The following is a 22,004-nucleotide window of genomic DNA, read 5'->3' on the forward strand; positions in this document are numbered from 1 at the left end:
CGCTGTCCTGCGACGAATCTGTAACTGTGCCAGGTATCGCCCGACATAGGTCCAATGATGCGGTCGAGGCCCGCGTCTTGCACCCGCTCTATGCCTTTGCGCAGGATTTCGAGGCCGGCTTCGGGCGATTTACAGGAAAAATCGCCGAAGGTTGCAGCGGGAACGCCGCCCCAGTTCGGACCGTTCAGATATACGGTCAGCTTTGCATCAGCCGTTTTGATGGTCTCTTTGGTCATGAAATAACTCCGGAAAAGAACGCCGCACCAAGCGATCCAGCAACGATCCAAACGTAATAAAGCAAGGGCGGGGCAACGGCCAACAACGTCAGCCTGAGCACTCTGTCTTCTTCGAGCCAATGTGGCCGGACCAATGGCACTGCGACTGTACAAAATAATGAGAACAGGGCCAGAACCGTCAGCGGCTCGGCCCAGTTTGATTGTTCAGAATTCAGGGAAACTGCCCAAGTCCGAATGATAAACAAGGCAGACGCAGCAAGCAGTATTGCAACAGGGCTAGAACGCAACGCAACTGCAATATGCCCCATGGCCAACCCCATGGCACTGAGCCCGAAAAAGGAGATCGCATCCCATCCTGTTGCATTTCCCACAGCAAGCCAACCGAATCCCAAAAGCCCCAGGGCGGCTATGATATCCAGATCAGGGTACTTACTATCACAAGGAGAAGACGTACGCGCCCAGCCGTGTGCGGCAAGAACCATAATCGGCAGTACTGTGTTCTGCAATTTCGCGGCGGCCAGCAGCAAAAAAACTGCGACAACATAAACGCGGGTCGCGTGTTTGGTCAGGCCCAGCTTGGTTCCCACCGCGCCGAAACTGGCAAGGGCGGCAAAGAACAGGGTGGCCAATAGGGTAAGCTCGGCCAAAGAGCTGTGATAATGGCTTGTCAGAAAAATCAATAAGCCAAGCGGCAAGAACAGGTTGTCAAACCCTCGCCAACTTTGTGCCTCGACCAACGTGCCAAAACCCGCAACCATAAGGCACAACATCATGATGTTAGAGGGCGGTAGTTTCGACAAAAACAAAAAGCAGATGATCGCAACCAATAGCGTTACGACAAAAAACACCACTGACCCTTCTAAGCTCTTGTCGCCATCTTCTACCACGTAGCGTTTGGTTCCATACGTGGTTCCGGCAAGTGCAGCGGCAGCATCCGCCAGTGTCAGAACGGCGACTGGCAGGATGTAGAACAGCGTATTTTCCCCGGCCAGCAGGAAGCATAGTCCGACCGACAGAGCGAGCAGGAAATCACCGTAGGACGTACGATCCACCCCATGCAGGGTCGCGCCCAGGCCCGATGAAAAACGGGGCAGACGTAGCACCAGCATCACCAGAACTGTGGCCGCAATCAGCATGTAGACCGGCCAGCGATCAGGAAAGAGCCAGGGCAGCAGCAACGCATAGAGGCCCGTACTGACATGCATCAACTTGCGCTGTACTTCGGCACTCAGACCCGCCGTCTTGGCCAGATGGCGTATGACCATCATGACACCGATTAAAGCCAGCACGGACCCCGCCGCCAACAGAATCTGAACAAGAACAGTCACGGCTGAACCCCTTCGACGACGAAATCCGAATAGAAGAATGCCATGTCGCGGGCCTTCTGCTGTGTTTCGATGTCGGTCAGGGTTTCTATCTGGTCTCTGTATTCCGGCGGAACCCGCCGGGGTGCCATCATGTTCCAATAGACCAACCGGGCGTTAGGCTCGGCGGCGGTCAGGATTGAGCCGTAGACCTGCCGGAAGGTCTGGGGCGACATGTACTCGAAGATGTCGGACAGGTTGAAGCCGCTGGCTTTCTCACCGGTCGACACAAATGCCTCAAGCGATCCAAGGCGGATGTCCAGACGATCCAGTCTGGATCGGATTGTCTCATATTGCTCGGGACGCCAAGCCATCGGCAGCGCGTCGCCGTGATCGCCCTTGAGAATCCAGTGCAGATAGGGATTTTGCGAGGGATTGGTGGTGACCCCCGCGTGACGAATGCGACGGGCGACATGCTGGGCCGGGCTGCCCTCGACATGGTCGAAGAATGCGCTGTCCCGGCCCATACGGCCCATGACTAAGCGAGAGAAAAAGATGTTCAGCAAAAACCGCCATCGAACGGTGTTGAATCGCGTGTCGAAGAAAGTCTGCCGTTCTGCGGCAGCGCGGGGAACGAACACCGCGTCAATGGTTCGGCTTGAATGCACAAGTGGCAGAAGCCAGGTTCGAAAGATGCGAAAATAGCGCTCGAACTTGCCGACGCCACCGATACCGTGTTTTTCAACCTCCGGGGTCAACGCCTGCCAGAAAGCACGCGTTTCGGCATCCGCGGCCTCCAAAACCCGGTTCAGCAATGCCCCCCGTCGGATACTTGCGCGCGAGCCTGTGAGTTCGAGGAATTCGGGATGGGACAGCACCTGATAGGCCGCGACCCTGAGGTTGAGGCAGGCGATCTGCGCCGGTGACAGGTCCAGAACAACAACGCGCGCAGGATCGAGCGTCAACATCGCCAGTGCATTGTCCCCGGCCGAGCAGATGGACACCAATGTCTTGCCCGCACAATCGCCCAAGGCTGATGTGAGAACGTCTGCGTCCTCCCACAGTTGGGCGTAGCGGATATGGTCGAAATCCGCCTTTTTCTCAATCTCACTGCTACCCATCGCACCGCGCCACCGCGCCGCTTGCCCCATCGACCGAGATCATCTCACCATCCTTGATCCAGTGCGTGGCACCCTTCAGGCCAACCACGCAAGGAATACCCAGTTCCCGCGCGACAATGGCCGAGTGAGACAACAACGACCCCCGCTCGACTACGATTGCAGATGCGTTTGAGAATACGGCAATCCAGCCTGGGTCGGTGTGGCGCGCCACCAGGACGTCACCGGGGTTCAGAGCCTCGGTGCGCGGGTCGCGGATCACACACGCGCGCGCCATGATCTGTCCTGCGGAACAGCCCGTGCCGTGCTTCACCCGTGCTGTGTCCACCTCGGCTTCCGCGTTTTTGGACCAAATCGGCGCGATGGCGGGGCCACGAATTTCGATGCGTTCCGGCGGGTCGGGGCGTCGGGACGAGGCTTCATCCTCCTGTTTGCGCTGCGCAACGATACCTTTCAGATCAGGCGATAGGCTGTAGCCTTCGACTGCTCCGAGAACCTCATGCGTTGTCAGGAAAAATACATCCTTTGGGGACGAAAGCAGATCGCGCGTGGCGAATTCCCGGCCGATGCCCAAAAACACACGCCGCGCATAACCAAAGATACGCGTGCGTTCAAAGCGCAGGTTTTCGCGGTCGCGCACACGCGCCTTGGTCCAGCCCAAAATCCATTTGGCCAAATGCCGTTTGAGGGGGTTTGCCGGAAACAGCGCCTGCCAGTCCGGTTCAGCGCCTTCCTTACGCCCGGACGGGGGACGCTCGGCGCTGGCTGCAATGGCCAGCAACAGGCTGGTCGGGTCGTCTCGCAGCGGAACGCTTTCCAGCTTTAGCTCTTCGGTGCACCGGTCGCCGAATTTTTCCAGATACGCTTCAACCTCGGCTTCGATTTGCTTGTGCCCGGACAAAACCGACAGATGCGCAGTGGCCTTCAAAGGTGCGGCAAGACCCGCCTGCCGGACCAACTCTCCCATCCGGGCAATGCGTTGCGCGGGTTCCGCCGAAACGATATCACCTTGCCCGATCATGAGGCCATTGTGCAGGATCAACCCGTCTTCGCCGAGCCATTTTTGCAGCAGATTGCGCGAGCCGCCAAAGGCAATCATGCACAGGAAATCGTTGATCAGCGGGGCGTCCCAACGATCCAGCAGGGTGCTTTCTATGCGCCGGTATTCCGCGGCCAGTTGGGTCGCGTTAGAGGCGTCCACGTTCAGCCCCGTCTGCAATATGTCGTTCAGCCTACGGTAAAAATCGCGCCGGGTCCGCGTCAATCGGATAGCCTGCCAGATCAGGCCACCCGCAACCTTGGTCAATTTCGCGTACTCCACGACCTTGCGCCAGCCGGTGATGGGTGGCGGCGCAAGAGCATCCGTGACCTCACGCGGCATCGGTTCAGAAACGCCCATCATCGTTTCCATGTAGTCGCGGTTCAGCGAAAAACCGGGCAACATTGCCAGCGCGCGATACCAGTTGATCAGATTGTAATAGGCGCGCCCGTCCACACGCCCCAGAAAATTGTCAAACACGGTTGGGTTCTGGGCAACCGTGTGCCGGGACACGCCCAACAGCCTGACAAAGGCGCGATACACCTGAGAATACACATGCAGGGCAAAGGAATAGGTCAGCGGGCTGACGATGCCCGGATAGCTTTCGACGATATTGGAATTGTCGAAAATGGTCAGTGTTTGATCTTCGAGTGGCGCAGGACGCAGGGCCGTGGTGATCGGTCGGGACTGCAGAATATGCAGTCCTTGCGCATCAATCGCCCATTCGATGTCCTGCGGGGGTCCGAACAGCGCTTCGGCCTTTCGCGCGAGGGCAGCGATGGATTGTGCCTCGGGCACGGTCAAATGCGCAGGCGTGCCCGGTGCGCATTCCCGTACGCCATCCGCGCCGATGACCCAGTCCTCTCCGTCCGCTTCCCCTGACACAAGCTGTTCAGCAAGCCCATCAATGGCCGAGATCACGACCACATTGCGCCGACCACTGACCGGATCGGCGGAAAAGGCGACCCCGGCCGCCTTTGCATCGACCATGCGCTGTACGATGATCGCAGGAGCCTCGGCCTCGCCGCCGGATTTGACCGCGCGGTAGGTTTCGACCGTAGTCGAGAAACCGGATTGCCAGACCTGCTTGGCCGCTTCGACTACAGTCTTGCCGGGAACGTTCAGGACCGTTGCGAACTGTCCCGCATGGCTGTGGTCCACGCCATCTTCGGACCGGCCAGAGCTGCGCACCGCGTAAGGTCCGGGCCCGAGTGTTTCAAGCGCGGCAGTCACAGCCGATCGCAGGCCCTTCTGCGCGATTGGGCCGGATTGCCCCATGCGAAACGCATCATTTGTGATGACAAAGAACGCGGGCGGCGAAAATCCGTGCTGCGACAGATGCGACAAGGCTGCCGCTTTCCCTCCGACAACCGAGACATCGTTGGCATCCGTTTGGGCGACAATGAAAGTCATACAACGGCTCCGATCAGTAAGGGCAGGAAGCCGGCCGTGGCATAGCAGAAGAACACCCACAGACCGGAAACAGTGTCCATCCTGTTCTGGGCTTTCACGGTTGGTGCCTGACTGTAGCGAAATGCGGTAGCCCCGCAGAGAACCAGCGCTATCGCGCCGATCAGGGCGCTTGGCCAGCCAACTCCAGTGGCGCTGCCCGTGCCGACAAGAAGCGTGTAGGACAGCAGGACGCAGCCGATCCAGATACGTCCCGCCAGACGCGGACCCCATAGGGCGGAATAGGTGTCGACCCCGGCAATCTCGTTTTCGGGTGCCCATAATTTGCGCCCTATCTCAAGGACGCAGCCATTTACAAAGGACAACGCAAGGAACAGCCACAGAGAGGGCGCTGCCGCGCCTGCCGGCAGCCATTCGAGGCCGCTCAGCAACAAATCAATCAAGGGCATGATTGCCATATGGCTTAGCAAGTACAGAACCGGTCGAGCCTTCAGCCAGGCCGGAACACCGAATTCAACCGTCATCGCCGCGAGCCAGATCCAGACCGCACCCAACAGCCACAAAACCGAAGGGTGCCAAAACCAAGCGGAGGCAAGTGCCAGAGGAATGGTCAACAAACCAAGGCTAAGGACTTCGCCTGGTGAAACCAATCCGCGTGGGATCGGCCTGTCCGGCCTGTATCGCCGGTCATCCTCGGCGTCCTTGAACTCGTCGCAAACACGCATCTGGAAGAACAACACCATGGCCAGCACAAAACCGGCGGCAAAGGCGGGCCACTCGGGCAGTGGGCGGTCTGCCAGACGGGCGGACACGCATATACTGGCCGAGGAAAACACCAGCAGAAGAGGGACGGTTTTCTTCAGCGGAAATCGCTCGGATTGATAAATCCAGAATCGGTTCTGAATGCTCATCTGTGGCGGGCCAGACTTTCATGGGCGCGGGTGAAATGGCCCGCAGCTATCGCGGCGACGATGGAGATTTCACCGCACAGGCATGTGGTTGCGGCCACCTCGGCCAAAGCCGTGCCACACCCACTGCCCCGGAGGCCGAGTATGTTCAGCGCAGCTGCCTGGCTGGGCAAACCGGTTCCGCCGCCGACCGATCCAACAAGGATGTTGGGGAGCGTCACCGAGCAGAAAAGATCGTCGCCCCTTGGTTCCATACGCGTTACACCCATTGCGCTTTCTGCAACGCAGGCCGCGTCCTGCCCGGTTGCGATGTAAAAGGCCGCCAACCCGTTGGCATAATGCGCCTGCGCACCAAACTGCCCGGATAAATGCGCGCCCAGATTGGCGACGCGGCCATAATCCAGCATCGCCTCGACCGTTGTTCCCAGCGTCTTTTCGACAATCTCAGCCGGAAGCGTGACCGAAGCGCTGACCTTACGCCCGCGCCCCGTCACCAGTCCCAGTGCCGAGGCCTTTTTGTCGCCCGAGAAATTACCTTCGACATACCAGTTCTCAATCGCAACAGGACAGTTGTCAGTGATTGCGTGGCACAGGGCATCGGTGGCGATTGTAACCATATTCTGTCCGGCTGCATCACCAGTGGTATAGCGGCAGATCAGGAAAACGACGTTTGTGTCAATGAACGGCTCCAGCGATACAAGCTTGCCATGACGGGTCGTCGCCTCGGCCGCAGATTGGAGCATGTCAATATTCGTCACCACCCAATCCACAAATTGCCCAGCTTTCAGCAGACTCTTGAATACAAACGCCGGTGTCCGCAAAACACCTTCGTACAATACCGCTGTACTAACACCGCCCGACCGGGTGGCGGCGTAAGCACCCCGGGCGTAAGACGCGACCAGCGCGGCCTCGGTGGTTGCGAGGGGGACATGATAGTCGCCGTTTGCGTTCATTCCGTTCAGGCGTAAGGGGCCAATAACCCCGACAGGCAGCTTAATCGTTCCAATGAAGTTCTCGATATTGGTACCATAGGTTTCGGCGTCTTCGATGGTTGCCGGATCTGCGATCTGTGCTTGATCCTCTGCACTGGCTGTCGGTTTCAACTGGTTCCAGAAGCGTCCGATGATCTCTTTGGTAGGCTTGCGGGACGGGCGCAATGTTGAAAACTCTGCGTCGCTTGGGGCCAGCTGCTGGGGTATCTGATCGGCGTCAAGCCGTGCTTTTATGCGTTGAAGCATTTCCCGAACGTGAAACGGAATTACCAATAGCGCGCTCCAATAGATTTTCTGTACAGAGGTGTTGCAGCTAAATACCGCTGCGAGGGCAAGTTATCAGTCGCATGATCGAAATCCAGCCAAATGTTCAACGATCAAGTGTTTGATCCCAAAGGGTCTCGCATTTGTCGCAGTTGAAAGTACCGGTATACTTGGCAATGATATTTTGGGCACGGAAAGCACCGACAAAAGGAATGTGACCCTTCTGAATCTGAACGTGGAGCGATCAAACTTGGGGCACTTTTCAGCCACGAGTTTAGATGCGAATTTTGCTGATACAGCTTGTGTCTGATTGGGCCCGTATCTACAGCTCAAAGAGATTGGTCGAATGTTGTTACAAACCTAAAACTTAAGAAGAGAAGAATTCGTGCTTGACGCTAATCTGGGTGTGACGGTTAGACACACGGGCACTGCGAGCCATTGTGTTCATATGCGAGCAAAAAAAAGTCCAACTAACATATATCTGTTTGATAATAAAAAATTGTTATTCTCCTCGGTCCGCCACTGGTTTCCTGTGTCAGGCGGCACATAGTTCTGCCAGCAGCGACAGAACCTTGCCATTTTCGCCTCATTTCCTTCATCCAGCACCTAGACCGATTTCAATGATCCTGACTTCCATTTTGGGAAAATCAGGGCTGATTTGCAGATCAGACGCCGAAGGCGCCTGTTCCTGCCAATCTGCCACGTGGCGAACGCGGGTGATGCCAGCAAACACCCAATGGTTGTGAAACTCGTAATTCGAGGCGGATATCAACTTTGGCGACCATGTTGAACTGACAGCCATTCGGTTGGCGGAATGTGTGAACTTATCCCAATAGAAGTGAAGGCCGTTAGAAAAGGTCGGTCGCCGACTTGAACTTGCCACAAACCAGCTTATTTGATCACTGGAAAGTTTGATGTATATTTTTGGATGTCTCGATAAGCGCTTTTTCGATGGTTGTTCTTTGTTTTTTAAACCGAGTAGTTGGTACCGGGATAGAAATCGCGTGCAAATCTCCGACCCAGTCTACGAAAGAGAAACCGATAGCCGATACACCTGCAGAATGCTCATCCAAATCATAGGCAAGACCCTGTCCGCGGACCGTATTCAGTTCGGAAAGGAATTCATCTAAATTCCGTTGGATACCATTCCGTTTCCATTCGTTCTGAATAAGCTTTGTCGCATCTCCTTCATCGAGTTGAGCGAGACAAGCTTTCCCGTTTGCCGTGGTGGTCAGTGGAAACACCTCACCCACTTGCGAAACGGTCGTCAATCGATAGACACCTGGGACCTGATCTAAGAAAACCATGCCGATACCGCGCATGACCGCGAGGTCTGTGGTTTCCCCGGTCTTTTGGGTTAACTCCGTCAAGAGAAGCCGGCAGTGTTCTACGATGCTGTACTGCGCGGCGCCCGCGAGAGCGTTTAGTTCCGGGCCGAGCCTTAAGCCACCCCCATTTGCATCTGCTATGACAAGTTTTTCTTCAGCAAGTGCACTTGTGATTCTCTGTACCGTAGAGCGGGGCAGGTCAACACGCTCGGCGATTTTCCCCAAGCTCATTCCGGATTGGCTTTCTTTCAGAACACGCAAAATCGAGGCCGCTCTGGAAATGACCTGAATGCCACCTTTATCCGCTTTTTCAGACATTTAACTTACCCCATTCTGTCTTCGCATCGTGGCTCAGGATGCTTACCGATTTTTCAGTGTTGTACCACAATACGGTGCAAGTCAACCGTATAGTGAGTTTTTAGTTGACCGTTATGCAGTGCGTGTGCATCATCATACGGGACAGGTTGGGAGGCCACCCAGACAATAGAAAAGCGAACACCGCCGCGTTGCCGGCGAACAGAGGAGATATGCCCAATGGTCGAAATCCGCGGCATTGAGTTTCAGGCAAACACCAACAATGACATGGGGCTTGAGTTTTATAACCTGAGCCACAGATACGGGTTTCAGTGCCCCAACTGGCCCTATTTCAAGGACGTCCAGATCGACCGAAAGCACTATATGGCCAAGTCAGGCGTGTTGTCTCAGACGATTACCACGACGATGCACGTGACCACTCATATTGATGCACCGGCGCATGTCGTTCAGGGAACGCCGTTCATCGACGAAGTCCCGCTCCCCCATTTCTTTGGCTCCGGCCTGGTGGTTTCCGTGCCCAAAAAGAAATGGGAGCAGATTACCGGAGATGATCTGGAAAAAGCCTGTGGGCATGCGATCCGCAAGGGTGACGTGCTGATCATCAATACCGGTTGGCACAAGCAATATGAGGATGGCGATTATTTCGCGTATTGCCCAGGTCTCGTTCCTTCCGCTGCGGAGTGGATGATCGAAAAAGGTGTGAAAGTTGTTGGCCACGATACGCAGGCGAACGATCACCCGCTGGCCACGGCCATTGGTCCGCAGCGAAATGGTCCGATCATGCCTCATCTCGAAAAAGAGTATCTTGAGTGGTCAGGCGGAACGCCGTGGGACGTAGATTTCCCCGATTGGGAACCGGTTCACAACATGCTTTTCTCAAAGGGCATTCTCGGCATCGAAAACGTCGGAGGTGATCTGGATGCGGTGACCGGCAAGCGCTGCACCTTCGCGTTCTTCCCTTGGAATTGGGATCGCGGCGATGGCTGCATTATCCGATTGGTTGCGATGATCGACAAGAACCAGTCCTACCGCATCGAAGCTGGCGAAGATTTCTGAACACTCACGGACCGGTCGCCGGTTCTCCGGCGGCCGACAATAACCTTGAGCGGAGGCGGACATGCATCTGAAGCGTTTTCAAGACGCCCAACCTTACGAAGCACCGAACCATTTCGGATGTCACGGGCTTCGCTTGCAAGGGTTCGAAGAGGGCGGGCCGACAAATCAGTGGATCGGCTTCAGCCAGTTCCTACCGGGCGGTGCTGCCGGGCCGGACTCCACGCCCTTTGAGAAAGTCTACGTCGTTCTGGAAGGCGAGATGACCGTAATCGTAGATGGTACCGAAACCACTCTTAGGCCGATGGATAGTTGCACGATCGCACCGGACGAAGTGCGCAAAATTGAAAACCGCGCCAACCACACCTGCAAAATGCTGGTGGTCATTCCGTATCCACCAGAAAGCTGAGGACGAAAAGAATGTCTGATCCACTCAAGATGTTTGACGTAAAAGACAACGTCGCACTGATCACCGGAGCATCTGGCGCGTTTGGCATGGTCGCTGCGCGCGTTCTGGCTGGTGCTGGGTGCAATCTGGTTCTGGCTGCGGGCAATCAAGATGTGCTCGATGAGATTGCCAAAGAGTGCGAAGCGCTTGGTGCCACCGTCGTCGCAATAAATACGCGCCCGACTGATGAAGCGTCATGTGAGGCATTAGTCGACGAAGCCGTCAACAACTTTGGTAGGCTCGATATTCTCGTTGTCGCGTCTGGTATGAACAAGGTGGCGCCGATTAACGAAATGGCTCCGGAGACCTTCGACGCAGTGATGGACGCCAACGTGAACCAAAGCTGGCTGTTGGCACGCGCGGCGGCGGCGCACATGAAGCAAAGCGAGTATGGCAAGATCATTTTCGTCAGCTCCGCGCGCAGCATCCTTGGGCACCCTGCCGGTTACACGGCTTATTGCGCGTCAAAGGCCGCAGTAAATGGGATAACCAAAGCCTTGGGCTGTGAGCTGGGGCCAACAGGGATTACCGTCAACGCGATCGCGCCGACGGTATTCCGCTCGCCTTTGACGGCTTGGATGTTCGAAGAAACCGACGAAGCGAAAGCTGTGCGCGACGGCTTCCTGACCCGGGTTCCAAAGGGGCGACTGGGTGAGCCAGAGGACCTTGCCGGTCCACTCCTGTTTCTCGCCTCGCGGGCATCTGATTTTTACACCGGGCATATCCTTCATGCCGACGGCGGATATACGGCGGGCTAAGAGATGGTGCGCAAGAAGCAGCAGATAGCGGTAATTGGTGCGGGCCTTATGGGGCACGGCATTGCTCTGACTTTGGCAAAGGCGGGCCAATACGTCGCCATCACCGATCCTGTGGAAGATGCGCGAGCCACTGTGCCTGACCGCATTCGCGCAAGCATGGTCGCGATGGGGGATGATGAGGCTACGATCGCAAATACCCTCAAGATGATTGAGATATTTGCGACAACTGCAGGTGCGGTTCGCAATGCCGAAGCTGTCTTTGAAGCGGCGCCGGAAAAGCTGGAGCTAAAGCAAGCAATCTTTGCCGAGATCGAAGCGCATGCACCAGAGACCTGCATACTCGCATCAAATACTTCGGTCATGCCCATCACTCAGATCATGTCCGGTTTGCGACTGAAAAGCCGTGCGTTGGGAACGCATTGGTGGAACCCACCGCACATGATTCCATTGGTCGAAGTCATCAAGACGGAATGGACAGACCCCGAGATAGCACGGACCATGTTCGATCTGCTGAAGGACGCTGGAAAAACTCCGGTGATGGTCGAAAAGGACGTGCCGGGTTTTATCGGCAATCGCCTTCAGCATGCGCTGTGGCGCGAAGCGGTCAGTCTGGTGGAAAACGGTATTTGCGATGCGGAAGCTGTTGATACTGTGATCAAGTCCAGCTTTGGGCGCCGGTTGGCGGTACTTGGGCCATTAGAGAACGCAGATCTGGTTGGTACTGATCTCACACTCGATATCCACGAAAACGTGCTGCACGATCTTGAGGCGCAAAAGGGTCCTTCATCCTACCTGAAGTCGCTCGTTGAAGCGGGCAAGCTCGGCATGAAATCAGGTGAAGGTTTCAGGAAATGGGCCGAGGGCGAGGCAGATCAGGTCCGCCAACGTGTCGCGAAACATCTGAATAATCTCGAGAAGAGTTTGTAAGATCAATCAAACACTGGCGGGAGGTCGGTGAAGGGAGGACGCAATGACAAAGACATTTAAAACGGCCACGAGGCGCAGTTTTATTGCCGGGGCTACGGTGGCAATCGCTGCTCCGGCCATCCTCCGGGCAACGCGCGCCTATGCGGCAAACCCGACGTTAAGGATTGGCAATGTCAGCCCACGTACCGGTCCATTGGCCGGTTTCGCTGAGGCCGACGAGTATGTGCTTCAGGCCATCCAGCAGGTCTTTTCGGCCGGGTTGGACAACAATGGGAAGATTTGGAATGTCGAGATTATCTCAAAAGACAGCCAGTCCAACCCCAACCGCGCAGCCGAGGTCGCGGCTGACCTGATCTTGGGCGATGAGGTCGATATCATCGTTGCCGCTTCTACCCCGGATACGGTGAACCCGGTCGCTGATCAGGCAGAGATCAACGAAGTTCCCTGCATCACGACCGACTGTCCTTGGCAGCCTTATTTCTTTGGCCGCAATGGTGTTCCGGGTGAGGGTTTTGAAACGACCTATCACTTCTTCTGGGGGTTGGAGGATGTGATCGCAGCATTCCTCGATATGTGGGATAAAACGGGTGTCACAAAAACCGTCGGCGGTCTTTTCCCCAACGACGCTGACGGCAATGCTTGGGGCGATGCGGAACTTGGTCTACCAAAACCGCTGGCCGCCGCTGGATATACGCTGACAGATCCCGGTCGCTATCAGCCTCTGTCCGACGATTTCTCAAATCAAATCGCAGCGTTCAAGGCTGCCGGTTGCGAAATCGTAACAGGCAATATGATCCCACCGGACTTTGCGACATTCTGGAGCCAGGCCGCCCAACAAGGGTTCAACCCGAAGGTTGTGACAATCGGCAAGGCACTGCTGTTCCCGTCCGTCATTGAATCGCTGGGCGACCGAGGTGACGGGTTGTCGACTGAGGTCTGGTGGTCCCCGCACCACCCGTTCTCTTCCTCGCTCACCGGCATTTCTTCGAAAGACCTTGCCGAAGGTTATACAGCAGAGTCGGGTCGACCCTGGACGCAACCGCTCGGCTTTAAGCACGCGCTGTTCGAGGTCGTTGCGGATGTCATCAAACGGGCGGATGATTTGGAAGACCCGTCTTCGATCATTTCGGCAATCACGTCCACCAACCTGAACACAATTGTCGGGCCGGTGAACTGGGGTGACGGGCCGATGAACAACGTCACCAAAACTCCGCTGGTCGGTGGCCAGTGGCAGAAGTCCGGAGACGCATATGAGTTGCAGATTGTTGCAAATAGTACCGCGCCCGAAGTTCCGGTGACGGCAGATATGAAACTGCTGGGCTGACCAGACATTCGGCGCCGATCTTGGCGCCGAACCCTCTATCCGAGAGACGCATGACAACGATCCTGAAACTCCAAGACCTGAGCAAGGCATTTGGCGCAGTCACTGTCGCCGACGCTATGAGCTATGAGGTCCAGCAAGGCGAGGCACTCGGGGTAATAGGCCCCAACGGCGCTGGCAAAACCTCGATGTTCAACTTGATCACTGGGACGCTCAAATCCAATTCCGGGGTGATAGAATTCAGTGGGCAGAACGTCACCAAATGGAGCGCGGCAAAGCGCAGCCATACAGGCATCGCGCGTTCTTTTCAGGTCCCACAGCCGTTTTCGGGCATGACAGTTTTCGAGAACGCGATGATCGCCGCCACGCAATCAGCTGGCATGCACGGACATCAGGCCGAGCGCTTTTGTCTGGAGGTCTTGGACCAAACAGAACTGCTGCCCAAGGCAAACGTTCTTGCCGGTAGCCTGACTTTGCTGGAGCGCAAACGCCTGGAACTAACACGCGCGCTTTGCGCTAAGCCCAAACTGCTGTTGCTGGATGAGATTGCCGGTGGCTTGACCGAAGCCGAGTGCAAGTCACTGGTTCAGACCATCAAGGACATCCACGCGTCTGGAGTCACCATCATCTGGATCGAGCATGTTGTTCACGCGCTGCTGGCCGTTGTTGACCGCCTGATCGTTATCGACTTCGGAAAGAAGATCGCCGAGGGCGAGCCGCAGGCAATCATGGAAAGCGCTGAAGTCAAACAAATCTATCTGGGGATCGAAGCCGATGCCTGACTCAATTCTTCAGACACGCGGTTTGAACTCCTACTACGGCGATTTCCAAGCGCTCTATGATGTCGAATTGGACGTCGGCGAGGGAGAAGTTCTCGCAATCATTGGTGCAAACGGCGCAGGCAAGACGACCCTGATGCGGTCAATCACCGGGTTGCTGACGAACGGAGTGGATCAGATTCACTACCGAGGTCAGGATATCAGCCGGCTTCGCGCAGACGAGGTTGCAGAACTTGGCCTCGCCATGGTTCCAGAAGGTCGCCAGTTATTCCCATCTTTGTCAGTCAAAGAAAACCTGTTGATCGGAGCCCAAGTTGGTCGCTCGGGCCCTTGGGATCTGAAAGCTGTCTATAATCTGTTCCCGATCCTCGAAGAGCGCAAAGATCAGGCATCAACATCGCTTTCAGGCGGTCAACAGCAGATGGTAGCCATCGGGCGCGCATTGATGGCCAATCCTGATCTGATCCTGTTCGACGAAATTAGCCTAGGGCTGGCACCGATCATCATCAAAGACATCTATGAGGCGCTGCCCGGCATCATCGGCGAGGGCATGAGCGCGATCATCGTCGAACAGGACATCACCAAGGCACTTTCGGTCTCAAGCCGGGTCTATTGCCTGCAGGAGGGGCGCGTTTCGTTGGAAAGCGCGTCTGACACCGTTTCGCGCGAAGAGATTTCGCGCGCGTATTTCGGGATCGAATAATATGGAATGGCTGAACGCTATCGTGCAGGGAACTTTGCTTGGTGGACTCTACGCCCTGTTTGCCGCAGGTCTGTCGTTGATTTTTGGGGTCATGCGGCTCGTCAATATTGCCCATGGCGATCTGATTGTGTTGGCCGCATATCTCGGACTGACCGTGACGACCGCGACCGGGATGCACCCAATGGCCGCGTTGGTGATTGTCGTTCCCGCTATGGCGCTGATTGGGTATGCCCTTCAACGCGGCCTACTGAACCAAACTCTGGGCGACGATATTCTCCCGCCGCTGCTTGTGACCTTCGGGCTGAGTGTAATTATCCAGAACGGATTGCTGGAGGTCTACACGGCCGACCCCCAAACACTGAATGCCGGTGCACTGGAAACAGCCAGCGTTGCAGCAGGCGGTGTGACCCTCGGGATCTTACCGCTACTGACCTTCGGGATCGCCATCGCTGTGATCTGGGGGCTGCAATGGACCTTTTATCACACCGCACTTGGTCGAGCATTTCGGGCTGTTTCCGACAATCAAGACATCGCCCAGCTTATGGGTCTCAATCGCCGGCACATCTTCGGGCTGGCCATGGCGCTGGCCCTCGGTGTGACAGCGATCGCTGGTATCCTGCTCGGCATTCGGACAAGCTTTGATCCTTCAATCGGTGGAGGTCGTCTGATCTTTGGCTTTGAGGCCGTTATCATCGGTGGACTTGGCAACCTTTGGGGCACGCTGATTGGCGGCGTTATCCTTGGCGTCGCGCAAACCATCGGAGCCAAGATTGATCCGGGCTGGCAGGTGCTAGCCGGCCATATCGCTTTCCTTGTCATTCTTGCCGTTCGTCCGAACGGCCTCTTCCCGAGGGTTTCCGGATGAACTTACAGGACTATTCCGTTTCCCGATCGTCAAAAGCAGCGCGGATTGCTGCAATCCTGGCCGCAATAGGTCTGCTTGTATTGATTGCAGCGCCGTGGTGGGCGGGTCGCGCTGACATGCGCCTGATGGGCGAGCTGTTTCTCTACCTGTCCCTAGCCACCCTTTGGAACCTCATGGCGGGCTATGCCGGTCTCGTCTCGGTTGGTCAGCAGGCTTACGTGGGTTTCGGCGGTTACATGCTCTTTGCGCTTACGATGCTGGGTGGTTTGCACCCACTAGTTGCTATTGCAGCCGCAGGTGCGCTGGGGGCTTTGATCTCCGTCCCTGTTGCTGTTCTGATCTTCAGGCTTCGGGGCGCATATTTTGCGATTGGCACCTGGGTCATCGCAGAGGTCTTTCGACTGAGCTTCGCACAAATTTCTGCGCTCGGCGGGGGATCAGGATCTTCGCTACCGGTCGCCATAGTGAAATCACTGGCGTCCGGACGAGCGATGCGTGAGGCGCTGAGCTATTGGCTGGCGCTCGGAGCTGCTGTGCTGGTGGTGTCTGCCGTGTATCTCTTCTTGCGCTCGCGCCAAGGTTTGGCGTTGACGGCAATTCGCGACAACGAACTGGCCGCCGGAAGCCTTGGCATCGATATCTGGCGCACGAAGTTCATCGTGTACGTTGTCACCTCGGCATTCACGGCAATGATCGGCGCGCTCATCTTCTTGCAAAAGCTACGCATATCACCGGATGCTGCGTTCAGCGTCAATGACTGGACGGCCTTCGTCATCTTCATCGTCGTAATCGGCGGCATCGGTACCATCGAAGGACCAATCATCGGCACTCTCGTCTTCTTTGCACTGCGCGAAACGCTGGCCGACCTCGGAACAATTTACCTCATCGTGCTCGGCGTCGTTGCGATTGTCGTCATGCTCAAGGCACCGAAAGGCATCTGGGGCCTGATCCGCAGCCGCTATGATCTGCAACTTTTCCCGTTGGGCTATCGCGTAAAGCACATCGGACAATCCAAGGAAAACTGAACCTATGGCCCGTCAGAAAAAAACTATCATCACATGTGCCGTAACCGGTGCAATACACACGCCCACCATGTCGGATGCGCTTCCGTACACTTACGACGACATCGCACGGGAGGCGATGGAAGCTGCCGAGGCTGGTGCGTCGATCCTTCACCTGCATGCCCGCAACCCTGACAACGGATCGCCATCCGTTGATCCGAATGACTTTGCGCCTTTCCTGCCCCGCATAAAACAGGCGACAAACGCCGTTGTGAACCTGTCCACCGGAGGATCGCTGACTCTGTCTATTCAGGACCGGATCAATCCGGCTAAGACCTTTAGCCCCGAAATGTGCTCGATGAATATGGGTTCGATGAACTTCTCGTTTCACCCATTGGCCAACCGATATGGCGATGACGATTGGAAATTTGATTGGGAGAAAGACTATGTCGCGAATTCGGATCAGAACATCTTTCGTAATACCTTCCGAGACATTCGCGAAGCAGGAGAAACGCTCGCGCCGCATGACATCAAATTCGAACATGAATGCTACGATGTCGGCCACTTGTATAACTTGAAATTCTGCATGGATATCGGGCTGTTCAAGGCTCCGATCTTCATTCAGTTCATCTTCGGCATTCTGGGCGGCATCGGGCCCGAGGTTGATAATCTGATCTTTATGAAACGCACAGCAGATCGTCTGTTTGGCGAAGACTATCGCTGGTCTGTTCTCGGGGCGGGCGGTGCACAAATGTCGCTTGCCACAACTGCAAGCCAGATGGGCGGTAACGTTCGCGTTGGCCTTGAAGACAGCCTGTTCATCTCTCGTGGAAAACTGGCTGAAAGCAATGCTCAGCAAGTCGCTAAAATTCGACGAATTGTAGAAGAGCTAGGCAGTCAGGTTGCAACGCCCGACGAAACCAGAGAAATTCTGGATTTGAAGGGCGGAGATCGGGTGGACTTCTAAAAAAGTCGCTCAAAACCTTTGGGCTGAACCACCAATCACTATCGCCTTTAGGGTCGACGGTGTTGTTTTCAAACCATCGTATAACGTTGTCATTGGTATTTATTCAGTTGGAGGACGAGAAATACCTAAAGCCCCAGAACTGCCGCACCTAAAGCGCCTAATCAGCGTGAGACATTCCCGCTGCAACATGTTTGATGAGCAGCCCTTCCTCTTGCCCACAAACTCGCAACGGCGACCGCCGACGGCGCAAAAACGAACACGTGGCCATAATCGCTCGACAATTCCCGTTTTTGTGGAATGTCAGTTTGGGGTTTTCTAAACGGGTATTGATGGTTTTCGAATGTTCGATCAAGTGCGTCTTAACTTGGGCGACTCCAGTGCGCGAATAAGATTCTGCGTCGGCCCTGATGTCAGCGATAAGTACATGACACAGCATAGGGTGCTTAGTGAAAATAGCTCCAAATAGCGAAATAAGCCTTCCTTCGCTGATTTTGGTAATTTGCCCCCAAATACACTACTACCCGCGTAGCCATACCGCTTGCCGACTAGAAACTTAAAAAAACGAAATCGAAGGTGATTATTCCAAGGCTTTCAGCAAACTCGGCAGTCGTGCGCCTTGCAGCATAATGTGATCGCGCATCAAAGTGTTCGCAGTTGCTCCATCCTTGTTGAAGATCGCCGCGGCTATCTGCTGATGCTCTTCGACTGATTTTTCCAGTCGACCGACAACTTCATATGGCAAGAGCCGATAGACGTTTATGCGAGCCTGAAGTCGTTCAAGTTGATCAATTAGCCATTCGTTTCCGGCTGCTCGGTGAATGGCTGCGTGAAATACAAGGTTTGCAGCGGCGTAGGCGGTCGGGTCTTCTTTCGCTGCTGCGTCCATGCATTGTTGCAAGCCTTCTTGGATCGACTTCTTGTGTGAAAGCGTCAATGACTCGCTGGCTAAGCGCGCCGCCATCCCTTCCAGTTCCGCAGCAACTTCGAACAAATCGTTCAGTTCTTTCGCAGACAAAACGCGTACTATGGCACCTTTGCGAGGCCTCGTTTCGAGAAACCCGCCATCCACCATTGACCTTATCGCTTCGCGTATTGGAGTGCGGCTGACGCCAAATCTTTTTGACAGCTCAGCCTCTTCCAACTGATCGCCAGGCTTCAGTAACCCACTGAAAATCTCGTTTTTTATCTGCTCGATAAGCATATCTGATGCGCGCGGCATGGCGGCTCCTTTCCAACATTTTCATACAGTGCGTCGGATTCCAAATCCATACAAAAAAGCATCAACGGGATTTTTTTAGTTGCTATATGTATACATATAAGCCATGTAATAATCCACAAGGAGGAATCACAATGAAAAACTTTTCACGATCAACCGCATTGGGCTTGGCGCTTTTTGCGGGCAGCGCACAGGCGGAAGAGCTGCGCCTCTCTCACCAATGGTCGACCGCAGATGTCAGGCATGAGGTCGCTCAAATCGTTGCTGATGAAGTCGCCGCCGCGGATGTGGATCTTGAGATCAAGATCTTCCCGTCCAAGTCGCTCTTTAAGCCGCGTGAACAGTATCGGCCACTGTCACGGGGCCAGCTTGATATGACGGTTTTTCCTCTATCCTACGCAGGTGGGCAACAACCGTCATTCAACCTCACTTTGATGCCGGGTCTCGTAAAGAACCACGATCATGCCGCGCGTTTGAGCCAATCACCCTTTATGCAAGCGCTCGAAGAAAAGATGGCTGAAGATGACGTTATGGTTCTTGTGCATGGTTATCTTGCTGGCGGCTTTGTCGGTAAGGACAAGTGCATCACCAATCCTTCCGATGTCGAAGGACTGCAAACCCGCGCCGCTGGAAAATCTTTTGAGCAGATGTTGGTGGGGGCTGGTGCGTCGATCACGTCGATGGCGTCGTCAGAAATCTACTCGGCCATGCAGACGGGTGTTTTGGATGCAGCAAACACATCATCTTCCTCGTTTGTGTCCTACCGAATTTTCGAGCAGGTGGCGTGTTATACGCCGGCTTCCGACATCGCGCTTTGGTTCCTGTATCAGCCGCTTTTGATGAACAAATCCACGTTTGAAGGGTTGTCGGATGAGCAGCAGGCCGCACTCCTCGCCGCAGCGGAGAAAGCCGAGGCTCATTATCTCGAGCAGGCCAAACTTCAGGACGCGAAATCGGTTGAGGTCTTCAGCGCAGCCGGCGTGGAGATCGCTAAAATGACCGTGGAGGACTTCCAAGATTGGCAAACGCTCGCGCAAGATACGTCATATGCCACTTTTGTCGCCGAAGTTCCTGGCGGTCAGGAGCTTTTGAATCTCGCTTTGGCCGTCGAATAGCCCCGTTGCGTCCGAGGCCAATGCGCCTCGGACAACCTTTCCACTAAAGCAAAGGACGCCCGCCATGTCCGGACACGCCCCTGCAGCAATTGTTCGAACGACAAGTGACCACCAAATTGTTCGATCCATCCACAAAATTTCAAGCGCCGCCGGTTGGTGCTCTGCATTAATGATCCTGACAGCTGTCGTTCTGACTTGTCAGATGATCTTTGTTCGATTTGTCCTGAATGGATCGACTGTGTGGCAAACAGAGATCGTCGTCTATCTCGTCATCGCCGCAACTTTGGTCGGGTTGCCATTTGTTCAATATCAGCGGGGGCACGTCAATGTTGATTTGATCCCATTGGCATTGCGAGGGCGCGCTCGGTTTGGCCTTGCGGTTCTGACCCTTAGCTTGTCCATCATCATCACGGCGGTGCTGCTGTTCTACGGCTACGAGTATTGGCACTTTGCCTACAAGCGTGGTTGGACATCTGACACGGTCACAGCCGTTCCGCTGTGGATCCCGTATCTGTCGCTACCTGTCGGCTTCGGTTTGTTGCTTCTGCAACTTCTCGCTGATCTTGTTGCCCTTTTGACAAAATCTGAAACCCCGTTTGGGCTGGAGGCATAACGATGGACCCCCTCATCCTTGGCGCCCTTGTTGGCGTTTGCACCATCCTTGTTCTTTTCTCTGGCGTGTCCGTTGCCGTAGGCTTGATGATCGTCTCTGCTGGTTTTTTGTTGGTCTTTGATGGCATTCGGTCATTGGAACTGATGCCAGAGATTTTCTTTGGAAAGCTCGACAGCTTTGCGCTTCTCTCGATCCCGATGTTCATCATCATGGGGGCATCAATTGCATCTACGCGAGCGGGCGCGGACCTGTATGAAGCACTCGAAAGATGGCTCACGCGCGTCCCCGGCGGGTTGGTGGTCTCGAACCTGGGCGCCTGCGCATTGTTCGCTGCAATGTCAGGTTCGAGCCCCGCAACCTGCGCTGCGATTGGCAAAATGGGCATTCCTGAAATGCGCAAACGCGGCTACCCGGAAGGGATCGCGACGGGTTCTATCGCGGCGGGCGGCACGCTCGGTATCCTGATCCCGCCTTCGGTTACTATGATCGTCTACGGGATCGCGACCGAGACATCGATTGGCCGTCTGTTCCTGGCGGGTGTCTTTCCTGGCCTGCTTTTGGTGGGGCTCTTCATGGTTTGGTCGCTCTATGCGACCTGGCGATCCGGCGATACCGCGCTGCTGACCGCTCGCAGTTATTCTTGGAGACAAAAGTTTGAAGTTCTGCCGCGTGTTGTGCCGTTCGTCGCAATCATCATCGGTGTGCTTTACACAATGTATGGTGGGGTCGCGACGCCGTCGGAAACGGCAGCGGTTGGCGCGATTCTGTGCTTGGTTGTGGCCATTGTCGTCTACAAGCTTTGGGATATCCGTAAAATCTGGATGATCTTGCAGGACAGCACCAAGGAAAGCGTGATGATCCTCTTCATCATCGCAGCAGCTGGTGTGTTTTCTTACATGCTGTCGAGTCTTTTCATCACGCAAAGCATTGCGACCTGGATCGGGACGCTGGACGTTAACCCTTGGGTTTTGATGATCGCAGTGAACATCTTCCTGATCATTGCGGGCTTCTTCCTTCCTCCGGTCGCGGTGATCCTGATGGCGGCTCCGATCTTGTTGCCAATCATCACGACTGCTGGCTTTGACCCGATCTGGTTTGCGGTGATCCTGACGATCAACATGGAAATCGGGCTGATCTCTCCACCCGTTGGCCTGAACCTGTATGTCATCAACGGTATCGCCCCGGATATTTCCTTGAAAACCATCCTGACCGGCTCCCTTCCATTCGTTGCCTGCATGTTGATTGCCATCATCTTGCTTTGCGTCTTCCCGGGCATCGCAACCTGGTTGCCTGAAGCCGTCATGGGTCCCGCGCTCTAAATCTA

General features: G+C 55.3%; 20 protein-coding genes. 13 read left to right on the forward strand and 7 right to left on the reverse strand.

Annotated features, from left to right (window positions below; genetic code table 11):
* Nucleotides 1–232: 232 nt before the first annotated feature.
* From ACOQOY_RS14735 to ACOQOY_RS14760, 6 genes are all read right to left on the reverse strand, one after another.
* Nucleotides 233–1,564: a hypothetical protein gene (locus tag ACOQOY_RS14735; RefSeq protein WP_420586128.1), complete on the reverse strand. Its 1,332-nt coding sequence runs from the start codon at nt 1,562–1,564 to the stop codon at nt 233–235.
* Nucleotides 1,561–2,661, reverse strand: coding sequence for a DUF3419 family protein (locus ACOQOY_RS14740; RefSeq protein WP_420586129.1), 1,101 nt, complete (start codon nt 2,659–2,661; stop codon nt 1,561–1,563). The genes ACOQOY_RS14735 and ACOQOY_RS14740 overlap by 4 nt, the downstream gene beginning before the upstream one ends.
* Nucleotides 2,654–5,110 carry a PEP/pyruvate-binding domain-containing protein gene (locus ACOQOY_RS14745; RefSeq protein ID WP_420586130.1) on the reverse strand — a complete coding sequence of 819 codons (2,457 nt, stop codon included), beginning with the start codon at nt 5,108–5,110 and terminating at the stop codon, nt 2,654–2,656. The genes ACOQOY_RS14740 and ACOQOY_RS14745 overlap by 8 nt, the downstream gene beginning before the upstream one ends.
* Nucleotides 5,107–6,018: a UbiA family prenyltransferase gene (locus ACOQOY_RS14750; protein WP_420586131.1), complete on the reverse strand. Its 912-nt coding sequence runs from the start codon at nt 6,016–6,018 to the stop codon at nt 5,107–5,109. The genes ACOQOY_RS14745 and ACOQOY_RS14750 overlap by 4 nt, the downstream gene beginning before the upstream one ends.
* Complete coding sequence (locus ACOQOY_RS14755) at nt 6,015–7,253, reverse strand: hydroxymethylglutaryl-CoA reductase (protein ID WP_420586132.1); 1,239 nt, start codon at nt 7,251–7,253, stop codon at nt 6,015–6,017. The genes ACOQOY_RS14750 and ACOQOY_RS14755 overlap by 4 nt, the downstream gene beginning before the upstream one ends.
* 917 nt (nt 7,254–8,170) lie before the next feature.
* Entirely contained in the window at nt 8,171–8,917 is a 747-nt protein-coding gene (locus ACOQOY_RS14760) for an IclR family transcriptional regulator (protein WP_420586133.1), read from the reverse strand.
* 216 nt (nt 8,918–9,133) lie between these two features.
* On the opposite strand from ACOQOY_RS14760, the gene ACOQOY_RS14765 reads away from it, so the two are divergent.
* The 10 genes from ACOQOY_RS14765 (at nt 9,134) to ACOQOY_RS14810 (ending at nt 17,736) form a co-directional block, all read left to right on the forward strand.
* Nucleotides 9,134–9,970, forward strand: a complete 837-nt coding sequence (locus tag ACOQOY_RS14765; RefSeq protein ID WP_420586134.1) for a cyclase family protein — start codon at nt 9,134–9,136, stop codon at nt 9,968–9,970.
* A gap of 61 nt (nt 9,971–10,031) precedes the next feature.
* Complete coding sequence (locus ACOQOY_RS14770) at nt 10,032–10,376, forward strand: cupin domain-containing protein (protein WP_420586135.1); 345 nt, start codon at nt 10,032–10,034, stop codon at nt 10,374–10,376.
* An 11-nt stretch (nt 10,377–10,387) separates the two neighbouring features.
* On the forward strand, nt 10,388–11,173 hold the full coding sequence (locus tag ACOQOY_RS14775; protein WP_420586136.1) for an SDR family NAD(P)-dependent oxidoreductase: 786 nt from the start codon (nt 10,388–10,390) through the stop codon (nt 11,171–11,173).
* Between the two features lie 3 nt (nt 11,174–11,176).
* Nucleotides 11,177–12,100 (forward strand): 3-hydroxyacyl-CoA dehydrogenase family protein, encoded by a 924-nt coding sequence (locus ACOQOY_RS14780; protein ID WP_420586137.1) that lies wholly within the window; start codon nt 11,177–11,179, stop codon nt 12,098–12,100.
* 43 nt (nt 12,101–12,143) lie between these two features.
* A complete protein-coding gene (locus tag ACOQOY_RS14785) occupies nt 12,144–13,424 on the forward strand; it encodes an ABC transporter substrate-binding protein (protein WP_420586138.1) in 1,281 nt (426 codons plus the stop codon).
* Nucleotides 13,425–13,474: 50 nt separating this feature from the next.
* Complete coding sequence (locus tag ACOQOY_RS14790; protein ID WP_420586139.1) at nt 13,475–14,203, forward strand: ABC transporter ATP-binding protein; 729 nt, start codon at nt 13,475–13,477, stop codon at nt 14,201–14,203.
* Nucleotides 14,196–14,903, forward strand: coding sequence for an ABC transporter ATP-binding protein (locus ACOQOY_RS14795; protein ID WP_420586140.1), 708 nt, complete (start codon nt 14,196–14,198; stop codon nt 14,901–14,903). Before ACOQOY_RS14790 ends, ACOQOY_RS14795 begins: the two co-directional genes overlap by 8 nt.
* Before the next feature lies 1 nt (nt 14,904).
* On the forward strand, nt 14,905–15,768 hold the full coding sequence (locus ACOQOY_RS14800) for a branched-chain amino acid ABC transporter permease (protein ID WP_170518731.1): 864 nt from the start codon (nt 14,905–14,907) through the stop codon (nt 15,766–15,768).
* On the forward strand, nt 15,765–16,793 hold the full coding sequence (locus ACOQOY_RS14805) for a branched-chain amino acid ABC transporter permease (protein WP_420586141.1): 1,029 nt from the start codon (nt 15,765–15,767) through the stop codon (nt 16,791–16,793). The genes ACOQOY_RS14800 and ACOQOY_RS14805 overlap by 4 nt, the downstream gene beginning before the upstream one ends.
* 4 nt (nt 16,794–16,797) lie before the next feature.
* Nucleotides 16,798–17,736 carry a 3-keto-5-aminohexanoate cleavage protein gene (locus tag ACOQOY_RS14810; RefSeq protein ID WP_420586142.1) on the forward strand — a complete coding sequence of 313 codons (939 nt, stop codon included), beginning with the start codon at nt 16,798–16,800 and terminating at the stop codon, nt 17,734–17,736.
* A gap of 577 nt (nt 17,737–18,313) precedes the next feature.
* Here the strand turns inward: ACOQOY_RS14810 and ACOQOY_RS14815 are convergent.
* A complete protein-coding gene (locus ACOQOY_RS14815; protein WP_420586143.1) occupies nt 18,314–18,955 on the reverse strand; it encodes a GntR family transcriptional regulator in 642 nt (213 codons plus the stop codon).
* Between the two features lie 131 nt (nt 18,956–19,086).
* Between ACOQOY_RS14815 and dctP the strand changes: the two genes are divergently transcribed.
* The 3 genes from dctP (at nt 19,087) to ACOQOY_RS14830 (ending at nt 21,999) form a co-directional block, all read left to right on the forward strand.
* Nucleotides 19,087–20,067: a TRAP transporter substrate-binding protein DctP gene (gene dctP, locus ACOQOY_RS14820; protein WP_420586144.1), complete on the forward strand. Its 981-nt coding sequence runs from the start codon at nt 19,087–19,089 to the stop codon at nt 20,065–20,067.
* A gap of 64 nt (nt 20,068–20,131) precedes the next feature.
* On the forward strand, nt 20,132–20,680 hold the full coding sequence (locus tag ACOQOY_RS14825; protein ID WP_420586145.1) for a TRAP transporter small permease: 549 nt from the start codon (nt 20,132–20,134) through the stop codon (nt 20,678–20,680).
* Between the two features lie 2 nt (nt 20,681–20,682).
* Entirely contained in the window at nt 20,683–21,999 is a 1,317-nt protein-coding gene (locus tag ACOQOY_RS14830) for a TRAP transporter large permease (protein ID WP_420586146.1), read from the forward strand.
* Nucleotides 22,000–22,004: the final 5 nt, after the last annotated feature.

Origin of the sequence: Ruegeria sp., assembly GCF_965221235.1 — a bacterium.
Taxonomy (GTDB): Bacteria; Pseudomonadota; Alphaproteobacteria; order Rhodobacterales; family Rhodobacteraceae; genus Ruegeria.